The 16,430-nt window shown below is 46.0% G+C and carries 17 protein-coding genes; 9 read left to right on the top strand and 8 right to left on the bottom strand.

The genetic code is table 11. From position 1 onward, the window contains the following. The first annotated feature begins 58 nt into the window (after positions 1 to 58). Positions 59 to 1,474: an ISLre2 family transposase gene (locus tag NSQ19_RS01250; RefSeq protein WP_340702202.1), complete on the top strand. Its 1,416-nt coding sequence runs from the start codon at positions 59 to 61 to the stop codon at positions 1,472 to 1,474. A gap of 803 nt (positions 1,475 to 2,277) precedes the next feature. Here the strand turns inward: NSQ19_RS01250 and NSQ19_RS01245 are convergent. Further along, entirely contained in the window at positions 2,278 to 2,862 is a 585-nt protein-coding gene (locus NSQ19_RS01245) for a TetR/AcrR family transcriptional regulator (protein ID WP_327077300.1), read from the bottom strand. Positions 2,863 to 3,037: 175 nt separating this feature from the next. Between NSQ19_RS01245 and NSQ19_RS01240 the strand changes: the two genes are divergently transcribed. Next, positions 3,038 to 3,586 carry a hypothetical protein gene (locus tag NSQ19_RS01240; RefSeq protein ID WP_327077299.1) on the top strand — a complete coding sequence of 183 codons (549 nt, stop codon included), beginning with the start codon at positions 3,038 to 3,040 and terminating at the stop codon, positions 3,584 to 3,586. 367 nt (positions 3,587 to 3,953) lie between these two features. After that, positions 3,954 to 5,390, top strand: a complete 1,437-nt coding sequence (locus NSQ19_RS01235; RefSeq protein WP_445798023.1) for an IS5 family transposase — start codon at positions 3,954 to 3,956, stop codon at positions 5,388 to 5,390. A 299-nt stretch (positions 5,391 to 5,689) separates the two neighbouring features. Here NSQ19_RS01235 and NSQ19_RS01230 read toward each other — a convergent pair whose 3' ends face one another. The 4 genes from NSQ19_RS01230 to NSQ19_RS01215 all read right to left on the bottom strand — a co-directional run bounded on the left by NSQ19_RS01230 (position 5,690) and on the right by NSQ19_RS01215 (position 8,865). Then, positions 5,690 to 6,709 carry an STAS domain-containing protein gene (locus NSQ19_RS01230; protein WP_340702201.1) on the bottom strand — a complete coding sequence of 340 codons (1,020 nt, stop codon included), beginning with the start codon at positions 6,707 to 6,709 and terminating at the stop codon, positions 5,690 to 5,692. Positions 6,710 to 6,888: 179 nt separating this feature from the next. Continuing rightward, positions 6,889 to 7,608 (bottom strand): YebC/PmpR family DNA-binding transcriptional regulator, encoded by a 720-nt coding sequence (locus tag NSQ19_RS01225; RefSeq protein WP_029142573.1) that lies wholly within the window; start codon positions 7,606 to 7,608, stop codon positions 6,889 to 6,891. 107 nt (positions 7,609 to 7,715) lie between these two features. Then, complete coding sequence (locus NSQ19_RS01220; protein ID WP_445798022.1) at positions 7,716 to 8,279, bottom strand: hypothetical protein; 564 nt, start codon at positions 8,277 to 8,279, stop codon at positions 7,716 to 7,718. 19 nt (positions 8,280 to 8,298) lie between these two features. Beyond that, on the bottom strand, positions 8,299 to 8,865 hold the full coding sequence (locus NSQ19_RS01215; protein ID WP_340702199.1) for a membrane-spanning protein: 567 nt from the start codon (positions 8,863 to 8,865) through the stop codon (positions 8,299 to 8,301). A 78-nt stretch (positions 8,866 to 8,943) separates the two neighbouring features. Between NSQ19_RS01215 and NSQ19_RS01210 the strand changes: the two genes are divergently transcribed. Then, positions 8,944 to 9,201 carry a hypothetical protein gene (locus NSQ19_RS01210; protein ID WP_340702198.1) on the top strand — a complete coding sequence of 86 codons (258 nt, stop codon included), beginning with the start codon at positions 8,944 to 8,946 and terminating at the stop codon, positions 9,199 to 9,201. A gap of 134 nt (positions 9,202 to 9,335) precedes the next feature. Here NSQ19_RS01210 and NSQ19_RS01205 read toward each other — a convergent pair whose 3' ends face one another. From NSQ19_RS01205 to NSQ19_RS01195, 3 genes are all read right to left on the bottom strand, one after another. Beyond that, positions 9,336 to 10,373 carry an NAD(P)/FAD-dependent oxidoreductase gene (locus NSQ19_RS01205; protein ID WP_340702197.1) on the bottom strand — a complete coding sequence of 346 codons (1,038 nt, stop codon included), beginning with the start codon at positions 10,371 to 10,373 and terminating at the stop codon, positions 9,336 to 9,338. A 31-nt stretch (positions 10,374 to 10,404) separates the two neighbouring features. Next, positions 10,405 to 11,220: an ABC transporter ATP-binding protein gene (locus tag NSQ19_RS01200; protein ID WP_014096376.1), complete on the bottom strand. Its 816-nt coding sequence runs from the start codon at positions 11,218 to 11,220 to the stop codon at positions 10,405 to 10,407. Between the two features lie 314 nt (positions 11,221 to 11,534). After that, on the bottom strand, positions 11,535 to 12,497 hold the full coding sequence (locus NSQ19_RS01195; protein WP_340702196.1) for an ABC transporter substrate-binding protein: 963 nt from the start codon (positions 12,495 to 12,497) through the stop codon (positions 11,535 to 11,537). 157 nt (positions 12,498 to 12,654) lie between these two features. Here NSQ19_RS01195 and NSQ19_RS01190 point away from each other — a divergent pair, with 157 nt between their 5' ends. The 5 genes from NSQ19_RS01190 to NSQ19_RS01170 all read left to right on the top strand — a co-directional run bounded on the left by NSQ19_RS01190 (position 12,655) and on the right by NSQ19_RS01170 (position 16,396). Further along, positions 12,655 to 13,701, top strand: a complete 1,047-nt coding sequence (locus NSQ19_RS01190; RefSeq protein ID WP_061574565.1) for a FecCD family ABC transporter permease — start codon at positions 12,655 to 12,657, stop codon at positions 13,699 to 13,701. Then, positions 13,701 to 14,723, top strand: coding sequence for a FecCD family ABC transporter permease (locus tag NSQ19_RS01185; protein ID WP_340702195.1), 1,023 nt, complete (start codon positions 13,701 to 13,703; stop codon positions 14,721 to 14,723). Before NSQ19_RS01190 ends, NSQ19_RS01185 begins: the two co-directional genes overlap by 1 nt. A gap of 133 nt (positions 14,724 to 14,856) precedes the next feature. After that, a complete protein-coding gene (locus tag NSQ19_RS01180; protein ID WP_017554321.1) occupies positions 14,857 to 15,639 on the top strand; it encodes a TSUP family transporter in 783 nt (260 codons plus the stop codon). 101 nt (positions 15,640 to 15,740) lie between these two features. After that, complete coding sequence (locus tag NSQ19_RS01175) at positions 15,741 to 16,082, top strand: DMT family transporter (protein WP_013858186.1); 342 nt, start codon at positions 15,741 to 15,743, stop codon at positions 16,080 to 16,082. Beyond that, complete coding sequence (locus NSQ19_RS01170) at positions 16,082 to 16,396, top strand: DMT family transporter (RefSeq protein WP_013858185.1); 315 nt, start codon at positions 16,082 to 16,084, stop codon at positions 16,394 to 16,396. The genes NSQ19_RS01175 and NSQ19_RS01170 overlap by 1 nt, the downstream gene beginning before the upstream one ends. Positions 16,397 to 16,430 lie beyond the last annotated feature (34 nt).

The following is a 16,430-nucleotide window of genomic DNA, read 5'->3' as shown; positions in this document are numbered from 1 at the left end:
ACGCTCTATCATCTAATTGTACACTTCAAGATGAACATCTAGAGAGAGAGGTCTTCCCATGGATATTATATCAATAATTGCTGGATTATTAAAGGATACAAAGAGTCTTATCGAATTTGAAGAACAGCTTAAACTTCTGATGCAGAAGGTTTTTACACAATGGGTTGGGGATGTATTTGAGGAGTTAGATAAAACAATAAAACAGAAGAAGTTGGAGGAAGGCTGGGAGTACTGCCGGAGTGATAACAGAAGCGTTCAGTTTCTATTTGGAAGTGTGACTTTTAAACGATCATTAATGCGTGATAAGAGAGGGAACTCACATTATCCTTTGGATGAATGCTTGGGGCTGTTACCCCACCAGAGATATAGCCCGTTAGTGGAATTAAAGGTGGCAGAGTTGGCAAGTGAGAACACCTATCGGGAAGTAGCTGATATTTTAAAAGAGTGGACAGCAGTGAGTCTTAGTCACACAACTGTAGGGAACATGGTAAAACACGTAGGGAAAACTCAGGCGGAAGCCGATAAGGCACTTGTAGAAGAGCTAGAAATAGCTGTTTCCCTGCCTGAGGGGAAGAAGGTAGACTACCTGTTTTCTGAAGCAGATGGTGTATTCGTTCGGGGACTAAAAAAGAAACAGAGTATGGAAGTCCACCACGCCATTCTCTATGAGGGATGGCAAACCAATGGTAAAAGGGTCTCCCTGCGTCAGCCCACAGTCATCATGACAACGGAAGCCATCCAGACATTTTGGGATGAAGTCCAAGCCACAGCTGCCAACACCTACTCCCTCGAAAAAACGCATGTCATTACAAACAGTGATGGAGGTGCGGGATACACAGCTGAACGGTTTCAAACAGCTTTCTCACAGTCGGAATTTCCGGTGCTCAACCAGCTGGATACCTACCACGTTGCACAAGCCATCATAAGGACATTTGGGGGCGGAAAGAGCGAGATCAAGGAGCAAATTAGAAAAGCGATTAGAACGCATGACCTGGACCAATTCACGTTATATTTGGATACGCACGAAAGCACCTTGACGGATAAAAAGGCTCTCAAGAAAATCAAGGAATTCCGTTCGTATATCTTGAAAAACTGGGACCGCATTTTTGACTGGAGAGACAGGGTGAAAAACGTGCCGGAAGGTGCGAGAGGCCTAGGAGCGATGGAATCGAATCAAAGGCATATCTCCTTCAGGATGAAAAAAAGGGGCATGCATTGGAGTGAACTTGGCGCAGAAGCCATGGTGAAAATCAAACAAGGCATACTCAATGGGACATTGAGAGAAGTCTATCTGAAACACCGTTCAAGAAGCGAGAGAAAGCAACGGAACTTGAAACAATTAATCAGGATGTCTCAACTACTCAAGCAGCCTGTACGCCCGTCAGTGGGCGTAAAGCACGGATCAGTTGCCCTGCATTCAAGCAGTTCATCGGCAATGGGACATTTAAGCAAAATATTAGAGCTTTCGTTTTAAGCTTGGCTCAGTGGGGACTGATCGTTGAGGCGCGCGAAATTTACGAGACTCCTGCGGGAAAAGCGAGCCAGGAGAGACCCCGCAGCGAGGTACGAGCGAGGAGGCTCGCCGGCCGCCCGCGGAAAGCGAGTGAATTTCGCGCGCCTCAACATCCCCGTTATCCATCTTTATACGGAAATATTACATCTTTTCCGAAAATTACACCGAGCAAGTAAAGCACGGTAGCCGAAAGTGTACAAAAAGAGTGTCTTGGAATACCCGATATTTAAACCTTGTCGAGAAAAACTTGACACATACTCAAATTTTGTTGTATTGAAAAGTCTCTGGTTTGTGTTAGAATAGAAATAGTCATGAAATCACTCCCTGGATATTTGGTCGTACTTATATCTTAACAAAGGAGTGGCTTTCATGGCTCTTTTTTTTCAAAAAAATCATCCTTTTCCGTTTTACAATATTTACCACAGGAATGAGTAGCTTAATCTATTGAAACCCGCCCAAAACCGACCAAAGTGGAAAAATTTAGACACTTATAATAAATAAATTTACCCCATTAAAATCAAAAACTCACAATTTCTTTTTACATTTGTCATAATGTTCCTACAAACGTCTTTTTTCTTTAGTGGAATAAATCAACGACCTTTAATTGTCTGACTGCTTACAGTTTCAGGGGATATAGCATTTTGGCAAGGGCTCTGAAACATAAAACTTCTTAAACATTATACTTGAAAATGAATCAAAATATAGAAGAGAGACACCGCGAATGAAAAGGGGTGTGTTTTCTAACCCCTTAAATGTACCGAAAATTAAAAATGACAAATTTCGTCGATATGATGAGCCAATATCGAGATAATCCGCTCTTTTGTCAGTCTTGTTGGGTTCAAGATGGCGTGAATAGCCAATCCGTCAATTAATGCACACAATCTCTCCGTTTCCAAATCTTTGTCGATCTCTTTTTTTAGAAATTGCGCCCGATCCAGTGAATCCAACAGCTTTTGAATCCCCTCCAAAATCCCATCATTTTGGCTTTCCCTGTTTCCTTTATTGCGGAAATATAATACAAATTCAAGCCAAACCTCCATTTCAGCTCTTGTCGTTTCATTTGTCGGAACAATTTCCAAAAGCATCTGTAAAATCATTTCCTTTGGCGGCAAGTTTTTTAAAGCAATTTTTTCAACCCGTTCAGCCACTCTCTCTTTCACCATATCCATCGCGTAAATTAACAATTCTTCTTGGGTGGAGAAATAGTGTCTAAGAGCGCCTAATGATAGCCCCGCTTTCCTAGCAATATTTCGTACTGTCGCCCCTTTCATTCCTTGCTCTAAAATAACTTGCCAAGTCGCTTCAGCAATTGCTTTTTTTCTATTATCATGATCAACAATTTTTGGCATACTATCAGTTTACCATAAAAATTTAAATAATACACTTGTATTAAATAAAAATGTTTGTTATGATTTATTTAGCACATTTGTATTAAAAAACGGTGATGCCTGGTGTTTGGGAAAAATCGTTATCAAAATTTTTCCCTGTATTTTGATTCTTATTTTGTAAAAAAAGGTGATGGAAATGAATTGGATAATTTGGTTAATAATTGCTTGTGAAATCGGCTTTTGGGCTTTTATTTTACTTGGGTTGAGTTTCCGTTATTTATTGAAGAAGGAGAAGCTGGGTTTCATCTTTTTGGCACTAACACCTGTTGTAGACCTGATCTTGATAATTGCTGCAACTTTCGACCTTTATAGCGGGACGCCGGCAACAAAAGCTCATGCACTCGCAGCTATCTATATTGGTATTTCTGTTGGATTTGGAAAAAGCATGATTCGTTGGGCTGATGAGCATTTTCAGTACTATATCACAAAAACCGGACCAAAACCGGTTAAATTATATGGATTACAATTTGCCAAACAGAATTTGAAAAGCTGGGGGCGTCATCTTCTTTCGTACTTAATTGGGGCAAGTTTAATTGGAATTATTTACTATTTTATTAATGACTATGAACGGACAAAGGCGCTTATTCAAGTACTGGGGATTTGGTCGCTTGTTTTAATCATTGATTTACTTATTTCCCTTTCCTATTTTGTATTCCCAAGACAACCAGGAAAACCAACAATATAAAACTAGTTCTGTGACATTTAAAAAAACAAGGAAAAGGTTCTCAAGGGCATTTAGGTAAAGCGGTCATTATCCTCCGTAATTTAATGGGGAGATGAATTACCGTCTTTTTTTTATAATTTACGACTATATCTTGTAGTTATAAATATTTATTACATTGGGTATTTATCATGAATATTATATACTACACGTATAGAGAATAGAGGGAGCAGAATCAAAATAACAATCAAGACAATAATGATGGTAACGACTCTTCTGTTAATAAGGCCCAAACAGATAACAATGTTTCCGATACAAAAGAAAATTGAGGAGAACTGATTCTAGATGCAACTTGTGCACTGGCTGATATTTCCTACCCCACCGATTTTTGATGGCCGAAGAAAAGTATGCCAAGTCCTTCAAGAAGAAATTCAAAGGCGAAAAGGCTTATTCTGTCAGAATCGCTCTTGGGGCTCTTTATATCAAAGAACGGCTTGGGCTGTCTGACCGGGAAACAGTCGAACAGATCACAGAAAACCCGTATCTTCAGTATTTTATCGGCTTGCCTGAATTCCAGGAAAAAGCCCCATTCGACCATTCTCTGATGACTCGTTTTAGAAAACGTTTGGGCGCAAATATCATCAACGAACTGAATGAATGGATCGTTCTGGAAGAACAAAAACGCCAATTGGAAGAAGCATCTAAGGAAAACGACAACAATGATGATCAGGATCACGACGATGACGATCATGATGATGAAGATCGTAATGATCATGATCATGATCGTGGCGATCTTCAGCCTTCCGGTTCCGATTCAGAAAAGCATTCAACTGAATCGGCTTCTCCCAAAACGAAGAACAGAGGAAAGCTCATTTTGGACGCAACCTGTGCACCGGCTGATATTGCTTACCCTACAGACCTCGGGTTGTTGAACGAAGCCCGTGAGAAATTGGAACATATCATTGATGTCCTGCATGAACCACACAAAGGGAAATTACGTAAGCCACGGACCTACAGAAAAAGAGCCCGCAAGGACTATCTTTCTGTCGCTAAGCAACGTAAAGCTGGCGCCCGGAAAATCCGGAAAGCTGTAGGCAAACAGCTCGGATATGTGAAACGAGATCTGGAGATCATTAAAAATCTTGTTTCCCAAAGCTCTCTGTCTCTTTTAAGCAAAGATGAATACAGGCAACTTCTCGTGATTCATGAACTTTACCGCCAACAGGCAGAAATGTACAAAAAGAAAACACACCGGGTTGACCACCGGATTGTAAGCATTTCCCAGCCACATGTCCGTCCAATTGTGCGCGGCAAGGCAAAAGCGAACGTGGAGTTCGGTTCAAAAGTCGCCATCAGTGTCGTAGATGGTTATGCCTTGATTGAGCACCTCGACTGGGAAAATTACAATGAAGGGACCACTCTCAAGGAATCTGTTGAAAACTACTACAACCGGTTCGGATTTTATCCGGAAGCGATCTTGGCAGATAAAATTTACCGAAACCGTAATAATCTGGCATACTGCAAATCTCTTGGCATTCGTCTGAGTGGGCCAAGGTTAGGACGCCCATCCAGAACGGAAGACAAAACCTTGGAACGCGTCGCAAGGCAGGATGCCTCTGAACGTAATGCCGTTGAAGGCAAATTTGGCGAAGGCAAGCGCAAGTATGGGCTGGGCCTTATTCGAGCACGCCTTCAGGAGACCAGCGAAACAGTAGTAGCCCTTCAATTCCTCATACTGAATCTGGAGCGCAAGCTCAGGGTTCTTTTTTTGAAATTTTTACATAACACTATTTTATATTTTGATAATCGGAATTTGGCTTGTATCTGACCAAATTTGATTCGTTCAGCAAGCCCTAATTTAAGTATAAACAATCATTTGAAAATTTCAAGAAAAAAATAAGCCGAATTTCGCCAGTATATGTAGAAATAACGGGAGTTGCCCTTTTTCCGGTATGAAAGAGGGTTGCTGAATAACAAAAAGGACGCTGATCACTCGCCGAACTTTATAAAACGTGCAAAGAAACAGAAGCCAAATGTAAACCAAAATTGTTCAACAAGCCCGAAAATACAAAAAGTGGGGAACCATTTCCCCGCTTTTTGAAACAGATGATTGGCGGGCCTTGCCAATCAGAGTATTTTCCTCCCCAATTGTCCGAGCGCATAGTGGATGCTGTGCTGCAACGTCTGGAAGCAGTCAAACTGGCTAAAATCAAGCCCGGAAGAAGAAATTGTCATGCTCATGGACGGCGATATACCGACAAGGATCGTCTGCGTGCCAATTAAGGAAGATGCCTTTCCGATATTTTCAATAAACTGGATGCTGTGCGGATCGTCTTCCACATCGAGCGCCGTTAAATCAAGCACCAAATACTTTGCTTTGTACTGCGGCAAATTTTTCAACGTTTTTTCTATCAGTTCTTCGGCACGTTCATCGTCATATTTCCCGATTAACGGCACGACGACAATGCCGTCCAAAATCGGAATAATCGGTGATGACAGCTGCTTGACGAGCTCTTTCAGTTCCCGCGTCTTATCTTCGACGAGCGCCTCCAGCTGAATGATCTGCTCGGCTTCCTTTTTCCGCGCCAGCTGGTGAATATTATGTGACACCGTGATATCCGATGGGAAATACTCAATGATCGTGGAGTCATGGCCTTCGATCTGATACCGGACGACTTTATACCATATATTTGTATGGAGCAACCCGGTAAAAATACCAGCATAGTGGGCAGGCAGAAAATTGCTGCCCGTTTTCTTCCCCTGGGCCGCATTGATTTTATGCTCCCAGCTGTCTTTCAGCTCAATCGTCAATGTCTTCTGATCAAAGTCCATGTCTTTCATCACGGCTCGTCCCCAGCCCGCTGATGCGTAAGTAGTGGTAATGAGTTCAGACGCCTTTTTCACATCGAAATCTTTGATTTTATTAAAATAATCGGCAACGAGCAATCCTTGGCGGAAACCCGCTGTCTCAAAGACAACATTGGATGCTTCTTCCCCGGATATTTCTTCAATTTTAGTAAACAGATCGCGCATCGCAGTCGGAATCCAGAAAAGGACTGCATCTTCCCCTTCAAAAATGAATCTGCCTTTGTCCAATTCCCATTCAAATTGAAGACCGCCCACATGTATATTCGGATGTTCGCTCACAGAATATCCCCTCTATTATGTACAATGAATTGTATTATTATACCGGTTCAGTTTTCTTGCGTCTATTGATACGGGTTCTGTATGTGACAAAATTCACGTGTTTGCCGGAAAATGTGCTCAGCCTTGCTTTCAAAGAAATTGGCTTATACGAAAAAGGCGGGATTGCCCCGCCGTCCATCTTAATCGCCAAAATTGACATTATGGTAAACTTGCTGGACATCTTCCAAATCCTCCAGCACATCAATCAGTTTTTCGAATTTCTCCCGGTCCTCATCCGGCAATGTGACTTCGTTTTGCGGCAACATTGTCAATTCAGCAACGGTAAATTCCGTAATGCCGGCATTTTCAAAAGCTTCCTGAACCGCGTGAAACTGGTCCGGCTCCGCGTAGACAATGACGGCGCCGTCTTCTTCAAAGACATCGCGGACGTCAATATCAGCCTCAAGCAAAAGCTCCAGCACTTCATCTGCTGTTTTCCCTTCAATGCCAAAAACTGCCGTTTTATCAAACATATACGCTACTGAACCGCTCACCCCCATATTGCCGCCGTTTTTCCCGAAAGCGGCGCGCACTTCGGATGCGGTCCGGTTGACATTGTTCGTCAACGTATCGACAATGATCATCGAGCCGCCCGGGCCGAAGCCTTCGTAACGCAGCTCGTCATAGTTTTCATCGGCGCCGCCTTTTGCTTTTTCAATCGCGCGGTCAATGATCGCTTTTGGCACGCTGTATGTTTTGGCGCGCTCGAGCACCATTTTTAATGCGCTGTTTGCCACCGGATCCGGCACACCCTGTTTCGCAGCAACATAGATTTCGCGGCCGAATTTCGCATAAATGCGGCTCGTATTGGCATCCCTTGCTGCTTTTTTATCTTTTATATTATTCCATTTGCGTCCCACTGGGATCACTCACTTTCAACAAAGATTCGAATGCTTCCGTACTCGCCCATTGTTGAATTATACACCAAAAGCCTTCCGGTGGGGTAAAATTTTTTGGTTTTTGTTTCTTACTTCCGTTTCGTCCGTATCCCGGAACCCGTTGCCACAACCAGGCCGCCGAGCACATCTGCAATTAAATCGGTCATGGTATCCTTGTTCCCGCCGCCCTGCAAAGTGGTGCCAAAGAATTGATCGCCCGAGAATTCATAGATCTCCCACAGCACGCCGCCAAGCGCGGCAAACCCAAGCACAAACAAAAATACAAACCAGGCGGAGACCCCCTTGCCCGCATCCCGGTGCACCAGCCGTTCATAAAGTGCGATAGCAGCAAATCCGAGAAGGACGCCGCTCACAAAATGCAAAAAGGTGTCCCACCAACCTAAGCCGTACCAGCCGCGGATCGATCCGAAATATTGGGAGCCGGTTAAAAAAAGAAAATAAGAAATAACAAGGGGCAGGTGGAACCGGAGGCGCGGAATCCACGAAAGGATAAGCGGAATTGCGCCGCAGATCACCCCGCCAAGCGCGACCGCAGCCTTCCAAGACGAGCCGGCCGTATATTGCATGGCGCACAAAACAGCCATCCACAGTACATAAACCAAGCTGATTCCAAACACAATTTTCCGGTCCATATTCACACTTTCCTTCTTCTTATACATTTTGTTTCCTGAATCCAGTATATATCGCGATCAGCATCCCGCCAAAAAATCCGGCCAATAAGTCCACCATTGTATCGGTATTGCCGCCGCGCTGCATCGTATGGGAGGCAATCACATCCCCGATAAATTCATACATTTCCCAAAGAACGCTTCCTGTTATCGCAAGCCCGAGGGCAAACAATGCGGGAATCAAGCGCGACATGCCCCGCCTTGCCGCCTCCGGAACCAGTATTTTATACAGCGTAACACCGATACAAGCTGTAAAAATGCCCTTATAAAAGTGAACGGACGTATCCCACCATGCAAAACGCCCGTAAAATCCGGCGAGTGAACCGAGGCAGATGGAGCAAATCACGAAAATATACCAGCCAATAATCGAGGGCGTATTGATCCAGTTATGTTTTAAAAATAATAGGCCGAGCGGCAGCGCACTTAACACAATCCCGCCGGCCGCAATCCCCCAGCGCAACGTATCATGCTTAAAAATAAAATAGACCATAGGCCCGGCCAGCAGCAATATCATGGCGGAACTGAGCAGTATAATAATGATGCGTTTCACCTTTCCACCCCGTTCTGTTTCTTTTCCAAAAATAGGATACCCTTTCTTTTTCCATTTCATCCAGAAATCAATAAAGACGTGCAGAAATTCGTCCATCAAAACATGGGGGCAGGGGAAAGGGGGGCAGGGGATAAAAACATCAACCCGTTTTCCTTCAGCGGCGTTGCCGGCGAAGAATCAATAAACGGCAAAAAGTTTTTGGGTGCCATTGGTTTAACAAAAGATGAATCTGCCGTGACCCCTTCGCTACCTGTTTTTGAAGACCTGAAAAAACACAAAAAAGAGATACGATCTTACGCAACCCTTTTAGTCGTGCAGTGCGAATTTAAAAAATAGATGGCGGGCCATATATCCGCCTTTCCTGTCCAGTTACCGCCATGTGCGGACAGAAAGGAGCGGATGCGCATTTTGCTGCTTTTCAGTGCACACAAAAAAGACGCTGAGACACATCTCAACGCCCTTATTAGCTTTTAGCGTGCCTGTGGTTCTTTTTCGCGGCCGTTTTTATCTACAAAATCTTCGTGGTGCGTAGAATACATGGCCATCGGTTCTGCATCCGGGCACATATAGCGGACGGCGCTGTTTAAAGCAACCGGGCCTTCCGCAAACCCCCCGGCAATCAATTTTAATTTGTGCGGGTAGGTTGCCGCATCCCCTGCCGCGAAGATCCCGGGTATATTCGTTTCCATCGCGCCATTGACCTCGATCCGCTCGTCTTTCATTTTAAGGCCCCAGTTTAAAATGCCGCCATAATCGCCCTGAATGCCGTGGTTCACGACAACTTCATCGGCTTCAAGCCATATTTCTTCGCCCGTCCCGGCGTGTTTCACCGCAACGCGTTCGATCCTGTTGCCAGTCCCGTGCAGGGCTGAGATGCAGTAAGGGATAAAAAGGCGTGCATTTTTCACCATTTCGGACACATCGGATTCATGCCCGCTGAATGCTTCCCGCCTGTGGACGATCGTAATGCTTTCGGCGATCGCGGCCAGTTCGTTTGCCCAGTCAACTGCCGCATTCCCGCCGCCGGAAATCAGCACCCGCTTGTTGCGGAAGCGATTCAAGTCGTCGACGGCATAATGGAGATTGCCGGATTCATAGCGCTCTGCCCCCGGAATATCAAGCTTAATCGGTTTGAAAATGCCCGCCCCGACGGTGAGGATAACCGTTTTTGTCAGGTGAAGGCCGCCGTTTTCCGTGCTTAACATCAAAATGCCGTCCGGGCGCCGCTTTAAACCGGATACATGCTGATGAAAAAGGATCGTTGGCGAAAAAGTTTCCGCCTGCCGGATCAGTTCCTTCACAAGATCCCCGCCTGTTATTTTCCGGATCCCGCCAATATCCCGCAATGTTTTTTCCGGATAAAACATCGAGATTTTTCCGCCCAGCTGGCCGCTAGACTCCAGCACTTTCGTCTTTAATTTCCGCATGCCGCTGTAAAACGCCGTAAACAAGCCAATCGGCCCGCCGCCAATAATGGTTACATCGTAGATTTCATGGTCCAATGCCAAGATCCTCCAATCCCGCTCATAAAAAAAGTGGCTACGCCATTTGTGCGCGTACTTCTTTATACGGTTTAATCAAATCATAGGAAAGGCAAACCGGTTTTTTGCACCTCGGATCAAGCGCAATTTGGGCATCCAATCCGAAACATTCCCGCATCATTTCCGCTGTCACCACAGCTTCGGGGCTGCCCTCGTAAAGGATTTCGCCATCTTTCATGGCAACGATATGGTCCGCAAAACGGGCGGCCTGGTTTAAATCGTGCAGCACCATCACGATCGTGCGGTGCTCCATTCTGTTCAGCTCCTGCAAGAGTTCCAGCACTTCCAGCTGATGGGACAGGTCCAGATAGGTTGTCGGCTCATCCAGTAAAATCATTTCGGTATCCTGCGCAAGTGCGAGCGCAATCCAGACCCGCTGCCGTTGCCCGCCCGAAAGCGCATCCACAGGGCGGTCTTTCAATTCTTCCGTCCCGGTCATTTCAAGGGCCCGGTGAATGGCTTTCCAATCTTCACGATTCAGCTTTCCAAACCTTTTTTGGTGCGGGTACCTGCCATAAGATACAAGTTCCGAAACCGTCAGTCCTTCCGGCACACTCGGAGACTGGGGCAAAATCGCAAGCTTTTGCGCAATTTTCTTTGTTGATTGTCTTGCCAGTTCTTTTCCATCCAAATAAACGGACCCGTTTTTCGGAAAGAGAATGCGCGCCAATGCCTTCAGCAAAGTGGATTTGCCGCATCCGTTCGGGCCGATGATCGCCGTCATTTTTCCGGCTGGTATATTTAAATTTAAGTTTTTAATAATTTCATGATCTCCATAGGCAACTTTTAAATTTTCTGCACAAAGCTTTGGCATCTCAGTTCCTCCTATGAATCTGGCATTAAATGAAAATGATTCTTAATATCAATTTCATTCTATAAGGTTTTCAAATAGGTGTCAAATCGATTTTTCACCGGCAATCTCCAGGTTTTTCCGCAATTTAAGCATTTCCTGCTGCCCTTCCTGTACTTTTGTTTTTCGGAGGAAAGGCTCTCCTTTTTTGGGCCTTTCCAGTTGGAATAAGGGTGTTCTTCCCCCGTATCCGCATGATGCCGGGTTTGGAAACATCCATATGTTCTTCCCGCAGCCAAAGCCGTCCATGCAACATGGACGGCAGGCCGTGAAAATAATTATTTGATCGTTTTTAACACATCCTGGATCATCTCTCTGTTTGCAATCGCGCCGGAGTAAAGCCAGCCGGTATCAGCGGAAAACTCAGCCACATGGTGTTTCTTGACGGCAGGAATGCTTTTCCATAATGCATTATCCAGCCCTGTTGCGCGGGTTTTATCGCTGTTAATCAGGAAAATATAGTCTGCATCCAGCTCGGTTAATTTTTCAAGCGAGATGGCATTCCAGTTACTGGTTGCTTTTGCAGAGATTTCATTTACAACAGCCGGCACCTTCAAGCCCAAATCATTGTACAGGACGTCCCCGCTTGATACATTTTTCGATACGATAAAAAATTTATTGTTCACAAGCCAGATTGCAGCGGCAGAAGGAGATTTTCCGTTTTTCGCCAGTTGTTCTTTTGCTTTCTTGGCTGTCTTTTCATAATCTGCGAGCACTTGTTTTGCCTTTGCTTCTTTGTTCAACACTTTCCCGACAGTAAGCAGTTCTTTTCTCCAGTCACTGTTTTGCTTTTTGCTCACGACAAAGGTTGGAGCGATTTTGCTGTATTGTTCATACTTCCCGCCTTCCACCATGCCGGCATCATCAATCAGGATTAAATCCGGCTTGAATTTTTGCACTTGTTCATAGGGCAGGTCGTAAGAAATCGCCGGCACCCCTTTCAGTAAATCGTCCTGCAAATATTCCTGAATGCCGTTGCTGACACTCCATTGTGCGACAGGCTTCACCCCGAGCGCAACAAGATGGTCTTCCAAATAAGTCGCAATGACGCGTTTCGGATGGGCCGGCACTTTTACTTGATGCCCCACTGCGTCTGTTACCGTCCGGGTTTTCGCCCCGCCGGCAGGCTTGTTTCCGTTCCCATTTCCGGCCTGGCCGTTCCCGCAGGCAGCGAGGGCAACGGACAGAAAGACAATCCCGCATATTTGGAAAATCTTTTTTAATTTTAGATTGTAAGACATTTTCATCCCCCTGGCATTATGATAAAATATTGTAGACAGATAAATGATAATGATTATCAACATCAATTAAAGCGAAATTTTTTCATTCTGTCAATCTTTTTTCTTTTTGAACAAAAAATTTTTTAACCGTATCGAAAGAGAAGGAAGGAAGTCTGGGATGGCAAAACCGCACACAAGTAAAGCGGCACACCGCGGGCAGGATCAACCGTATAAAAAACGACTGGCTTATTTTATCCTCGGCTTCGGATGGATTTTTATCATTCTTGCCGTCGCAGGTTCCATTCAATTGGGTGCATCGAATATCAACTATACAACGGTATGGAAAAGTTTGTTTTTTTATGATGCAAACAACCCGGCCCATGTCATTATCCATGAATTGCGGCTGCCGCGTGCCATTGCCGCTCTGTGCGTCGGTGCCGGGCTGGCTGTTTCCGGTTCGGTCATGCAGGGAATGACGCGAAATCCGCTCGCATCCCCGTCTATTTTGGGGGTAACTTCGGGATCCCTTTTTCTCATGGCGGTTGCCTATGCTTTTTTTCCGGGCATTTCTTACCGGAGCCTGGTTTTCGTATCTTTTGCCGGAGCCGGTTTGGGGGCGGCACTCGTTTTTTCAATCACAGCTTTATCCAGGGGCGGGAACACCACTGTGAAGCTGGCGCTTGCCGGATCGGCTGTTGCTTCTCTGCTTAGCGCCTTATCTACGGCGATCGGGCTTCGTTTCAACATATCAAAAGATTTGAGCTACTGGTATGCAGGCGGCGTGAGCGGTGTGCAATCCAGCCAGCTCAAATATGTCATTCCGGCCATCATTGCTGGCATCATCATCGCCGTTGCCATCTCGCGCGCCGTCACCATTTTAAGCCTCGGGGAAGAAATCGCAAAAGGGCTCGGCCAGAACACGGTATTTGTTTATATAGCAGGCATTGTGGCAGTTCTTTTGCTGACAGGGGCGGCCGTATCCATTGCCGGGATGATCGGGTTTGTCGGATTGGTCATCCCGCACATTACCCGCTTCCTTGTCGGGTCGGATTACAGCCTGATCATCCCTTGTTCGGCGATTCTCGGCGCCCTTTTGTTGATCATTGCCGATGATGCCGCAAAAATGATCAACGCCCCTTTTGAAACACCGGTAGGCGCAGTGACTGCAATCATCGGCGTCCCGTTCTTTCTCTATTTGGCACGAAAAGAAGGGGGCGGATTATAGTGGGAAACCTTTCAACCGGCAAACGGAAATTCAGCATGCTTTGCGCTGTCCTGCTTGTTTTGCTGGCCGTCCTCTTTTTTGCCAGCATCCGGACAGGCACAATGAATATTCCGTTCCCGCAAATATGGTCTGCCTTTTTCGGCAGTGATGTTGGCAACCAGCGGATGACCCTGTTTGAATTCCGTCTGCCCCGGATCGTGCTCGCGATGCTAATTGGCGCCGGAATTGCCGTTTCAGGCGGCATTCTCCAGAGCATTTCCAGAAACCCGCTTGCAGATCCCGGCATAATCGGCGTGAATGCAGGGGCAAGCTTTTCCGTAGTATTATATACATTCTTTTTTAAAGGCACGGCCTTTCTTTCCGGGGTAGTTTCTGTTTTTGTCATGCCGTTTTTTGCATTAACCGGCGCCTTTTTTTCGGCGGTCCTTGTCTATTTGCTTGCCAAAAAAGGCGGAAGCGTGGCGCCCGCTCGTCTTGTCCTGACAGGGATTGGTTTAAATGCGGCTTTTAATGCGGCAACAACAGTCCTGCAAATGAAAATGGACCCCCAGGATTTCACAAAAACGCTGACCTGGATATCTGGAAGCATTTGGGCGACAAACTGGGATTATGTCCTTGTCACTTTGGCCTGGATGGTTGTTCTGCTTCCATTTGCGGTATACAAAGCCCGTTACTTGAATATTATGCGCCTGGATGAGCCGGTAATCACAGGGCTCGGGGTGCCGCTTGAAAAAGAAAGGCTGAAACTTCTCGGGACCGCGGTCGGGCTGGCCGGGTGCTGTGTAGCGGTCGGGGGCGGCATTACGTTTCTCGGCCTGATCGCGCCCCACATTGCCCGCGGGATCATGGGGACAAAGCATGAATTTTCCCTGCCTTTAACGGCGCTGATTGGCGCAAACATTTTGCTGCTGGCCGATACAGTCGGGAGAGTCGTGATGCCTTCAATGGAACTGCCGGTCGGGATTGTCATTTCAATCCTCGGCGCACCGTATTTTATTTTTCTGTTGATGCGGACAGCATAATCGTGAGGCAACATGGAAGCCCCCTTATTCCATCCATTGGCAAAATTTGCACATGCCCGGGGTGGAAAGATATTTACAATTTTTAAATTTTTCGCTACGATAACAACAGTGATAAAAAAGGAAGGCTGATTTAATGATATTCGGGCTTGATCCATCCATGTTGGCACTGTTGGTCGGTTTTGGGTTTTGTGCAGCTTTTATTGATTCTGTTGTCGGCGGGGGCGGCCTGATTGCCCTGCCTGCCCTGCTGTTTACCGGGCTTTCGCCGTCTGCAGCGGTTGCCACCAACAAACTTGCGGGAACAATGGGATCATTTACAAGCACATTTGTATTTTACCGTTCCGGAAAACTGGATCTATCTTCCATTTATAAAATGTTTCCGCTCACGTTTTTCGGTTCGATGCTCGGCGCGTACACCGTCCATCTGATTGATCCGGATGTATTAAAACCATTGATGCTGATCATGCTTGCCGCAGTCGGCATCTATACGGTGACGAAGAAAGACTGGGGAAAAATCATGGCGTATAAAAAGTTATCCGCCAGCCGGCTGATTTTGTTTACAGCGCTCATTTTTCTGATCGGTTTTTACGACGGATTTCTCGGCCCGGGCACCGGTTCCTTTTTAATGTTTGCCTACCTCATGATCGGGTTTGACTTTTTAAAAGCAGCCGGGAACGCGAAGTTTTTAAATTTTGGCAGCAATATTTCGGCCCTCCTTATGTTTATCTTTTTAGGGCAGGTCCATTATGCCTATGGGATTCCGATGGGCCTCGGGCAAATCGCCGGTTCCATCATCGGCTCGCGGTTTGCGATTAAAAAGGGGAGCAGCTATGTGCGCGCCCTGTTCATTGCCGTCACATTTTTGCTGCTGGCGAAAAATACATATGATTATGTACATGCGTTTCTTTTCGGCTGACAAAGATGAAGGATCACGTTTTTGCCATGGTACAGAGGGATCAAAACCCGGGGGATGCTTTTTGCGCAGCTCGCCGGGATTTTTTATGGGAGGTGTTTGAAATGAATAAATCCTGGCTCATTGTGCTCGTTGGGGCTTTTTTCGAAGTCTTTTGGGTCATCGGGTTGAAACATGCAGATAACTTGCTGGAATGGATGGGTACGCTGATTGCCATTACCGCCAGCTTTTACGCACTCATTGCGGCAAGCAAGAATTTGCCGGTCGGAACGGTGTATGCCGTTTTTGTCGGGCTTGGCACAGCCGGAACGGTTTTCTCCGGAATCGTATTTTTCGGCGAACCGTTTAGTTTGATAAAAATCATTTTGATTCTCATTCTGCTGGCGGGCATTGTTGGCTTGAGGATGGTGGAAAATGAAAAAAGCAGCGGGGAGGCTGATTCTTGATGGCTTGGGCTTCTTTACTCATTGCAGGGTTATGCGAAATGCTCGGCGTAGCCGCCATGAATATGGTAAACCGCCGCCGCAATCTGCAGTCTATGCTGCTCATGGTGCTTGCTTTCAGCGGGAGTTTTTTGTTTATGTCATTTGCGATGCGGACGCTGCCGATGGGCACGGCCTACGCCGTCTGGACAGGCATCGGCGCAGCAGGGGGCGCAATTGTCGGTATGTTATTTTTCGGAGAATCGAGAGACTGGCGGAGAATTGTTTTTATTACGATGATTTTAGGCGCAGCGGTCGGCTTGAAGCTGGCATCATGACCGCCGCGCGGTGTCATGTATGGGTATCTTTCCT

It is taken from the genome of Weizmannia sp. FSL W8-1119, assembly GCF_038008605.1.
Classification (GTDB): Bacteria; Bacillota; Bacilli; order Bacillales; family Bacillaceae_C; genus Weizmannia; species Weizmannia coagulans.
This window is presented reverse-complemented; position numbering and strand designations above follow the sequence as displayed.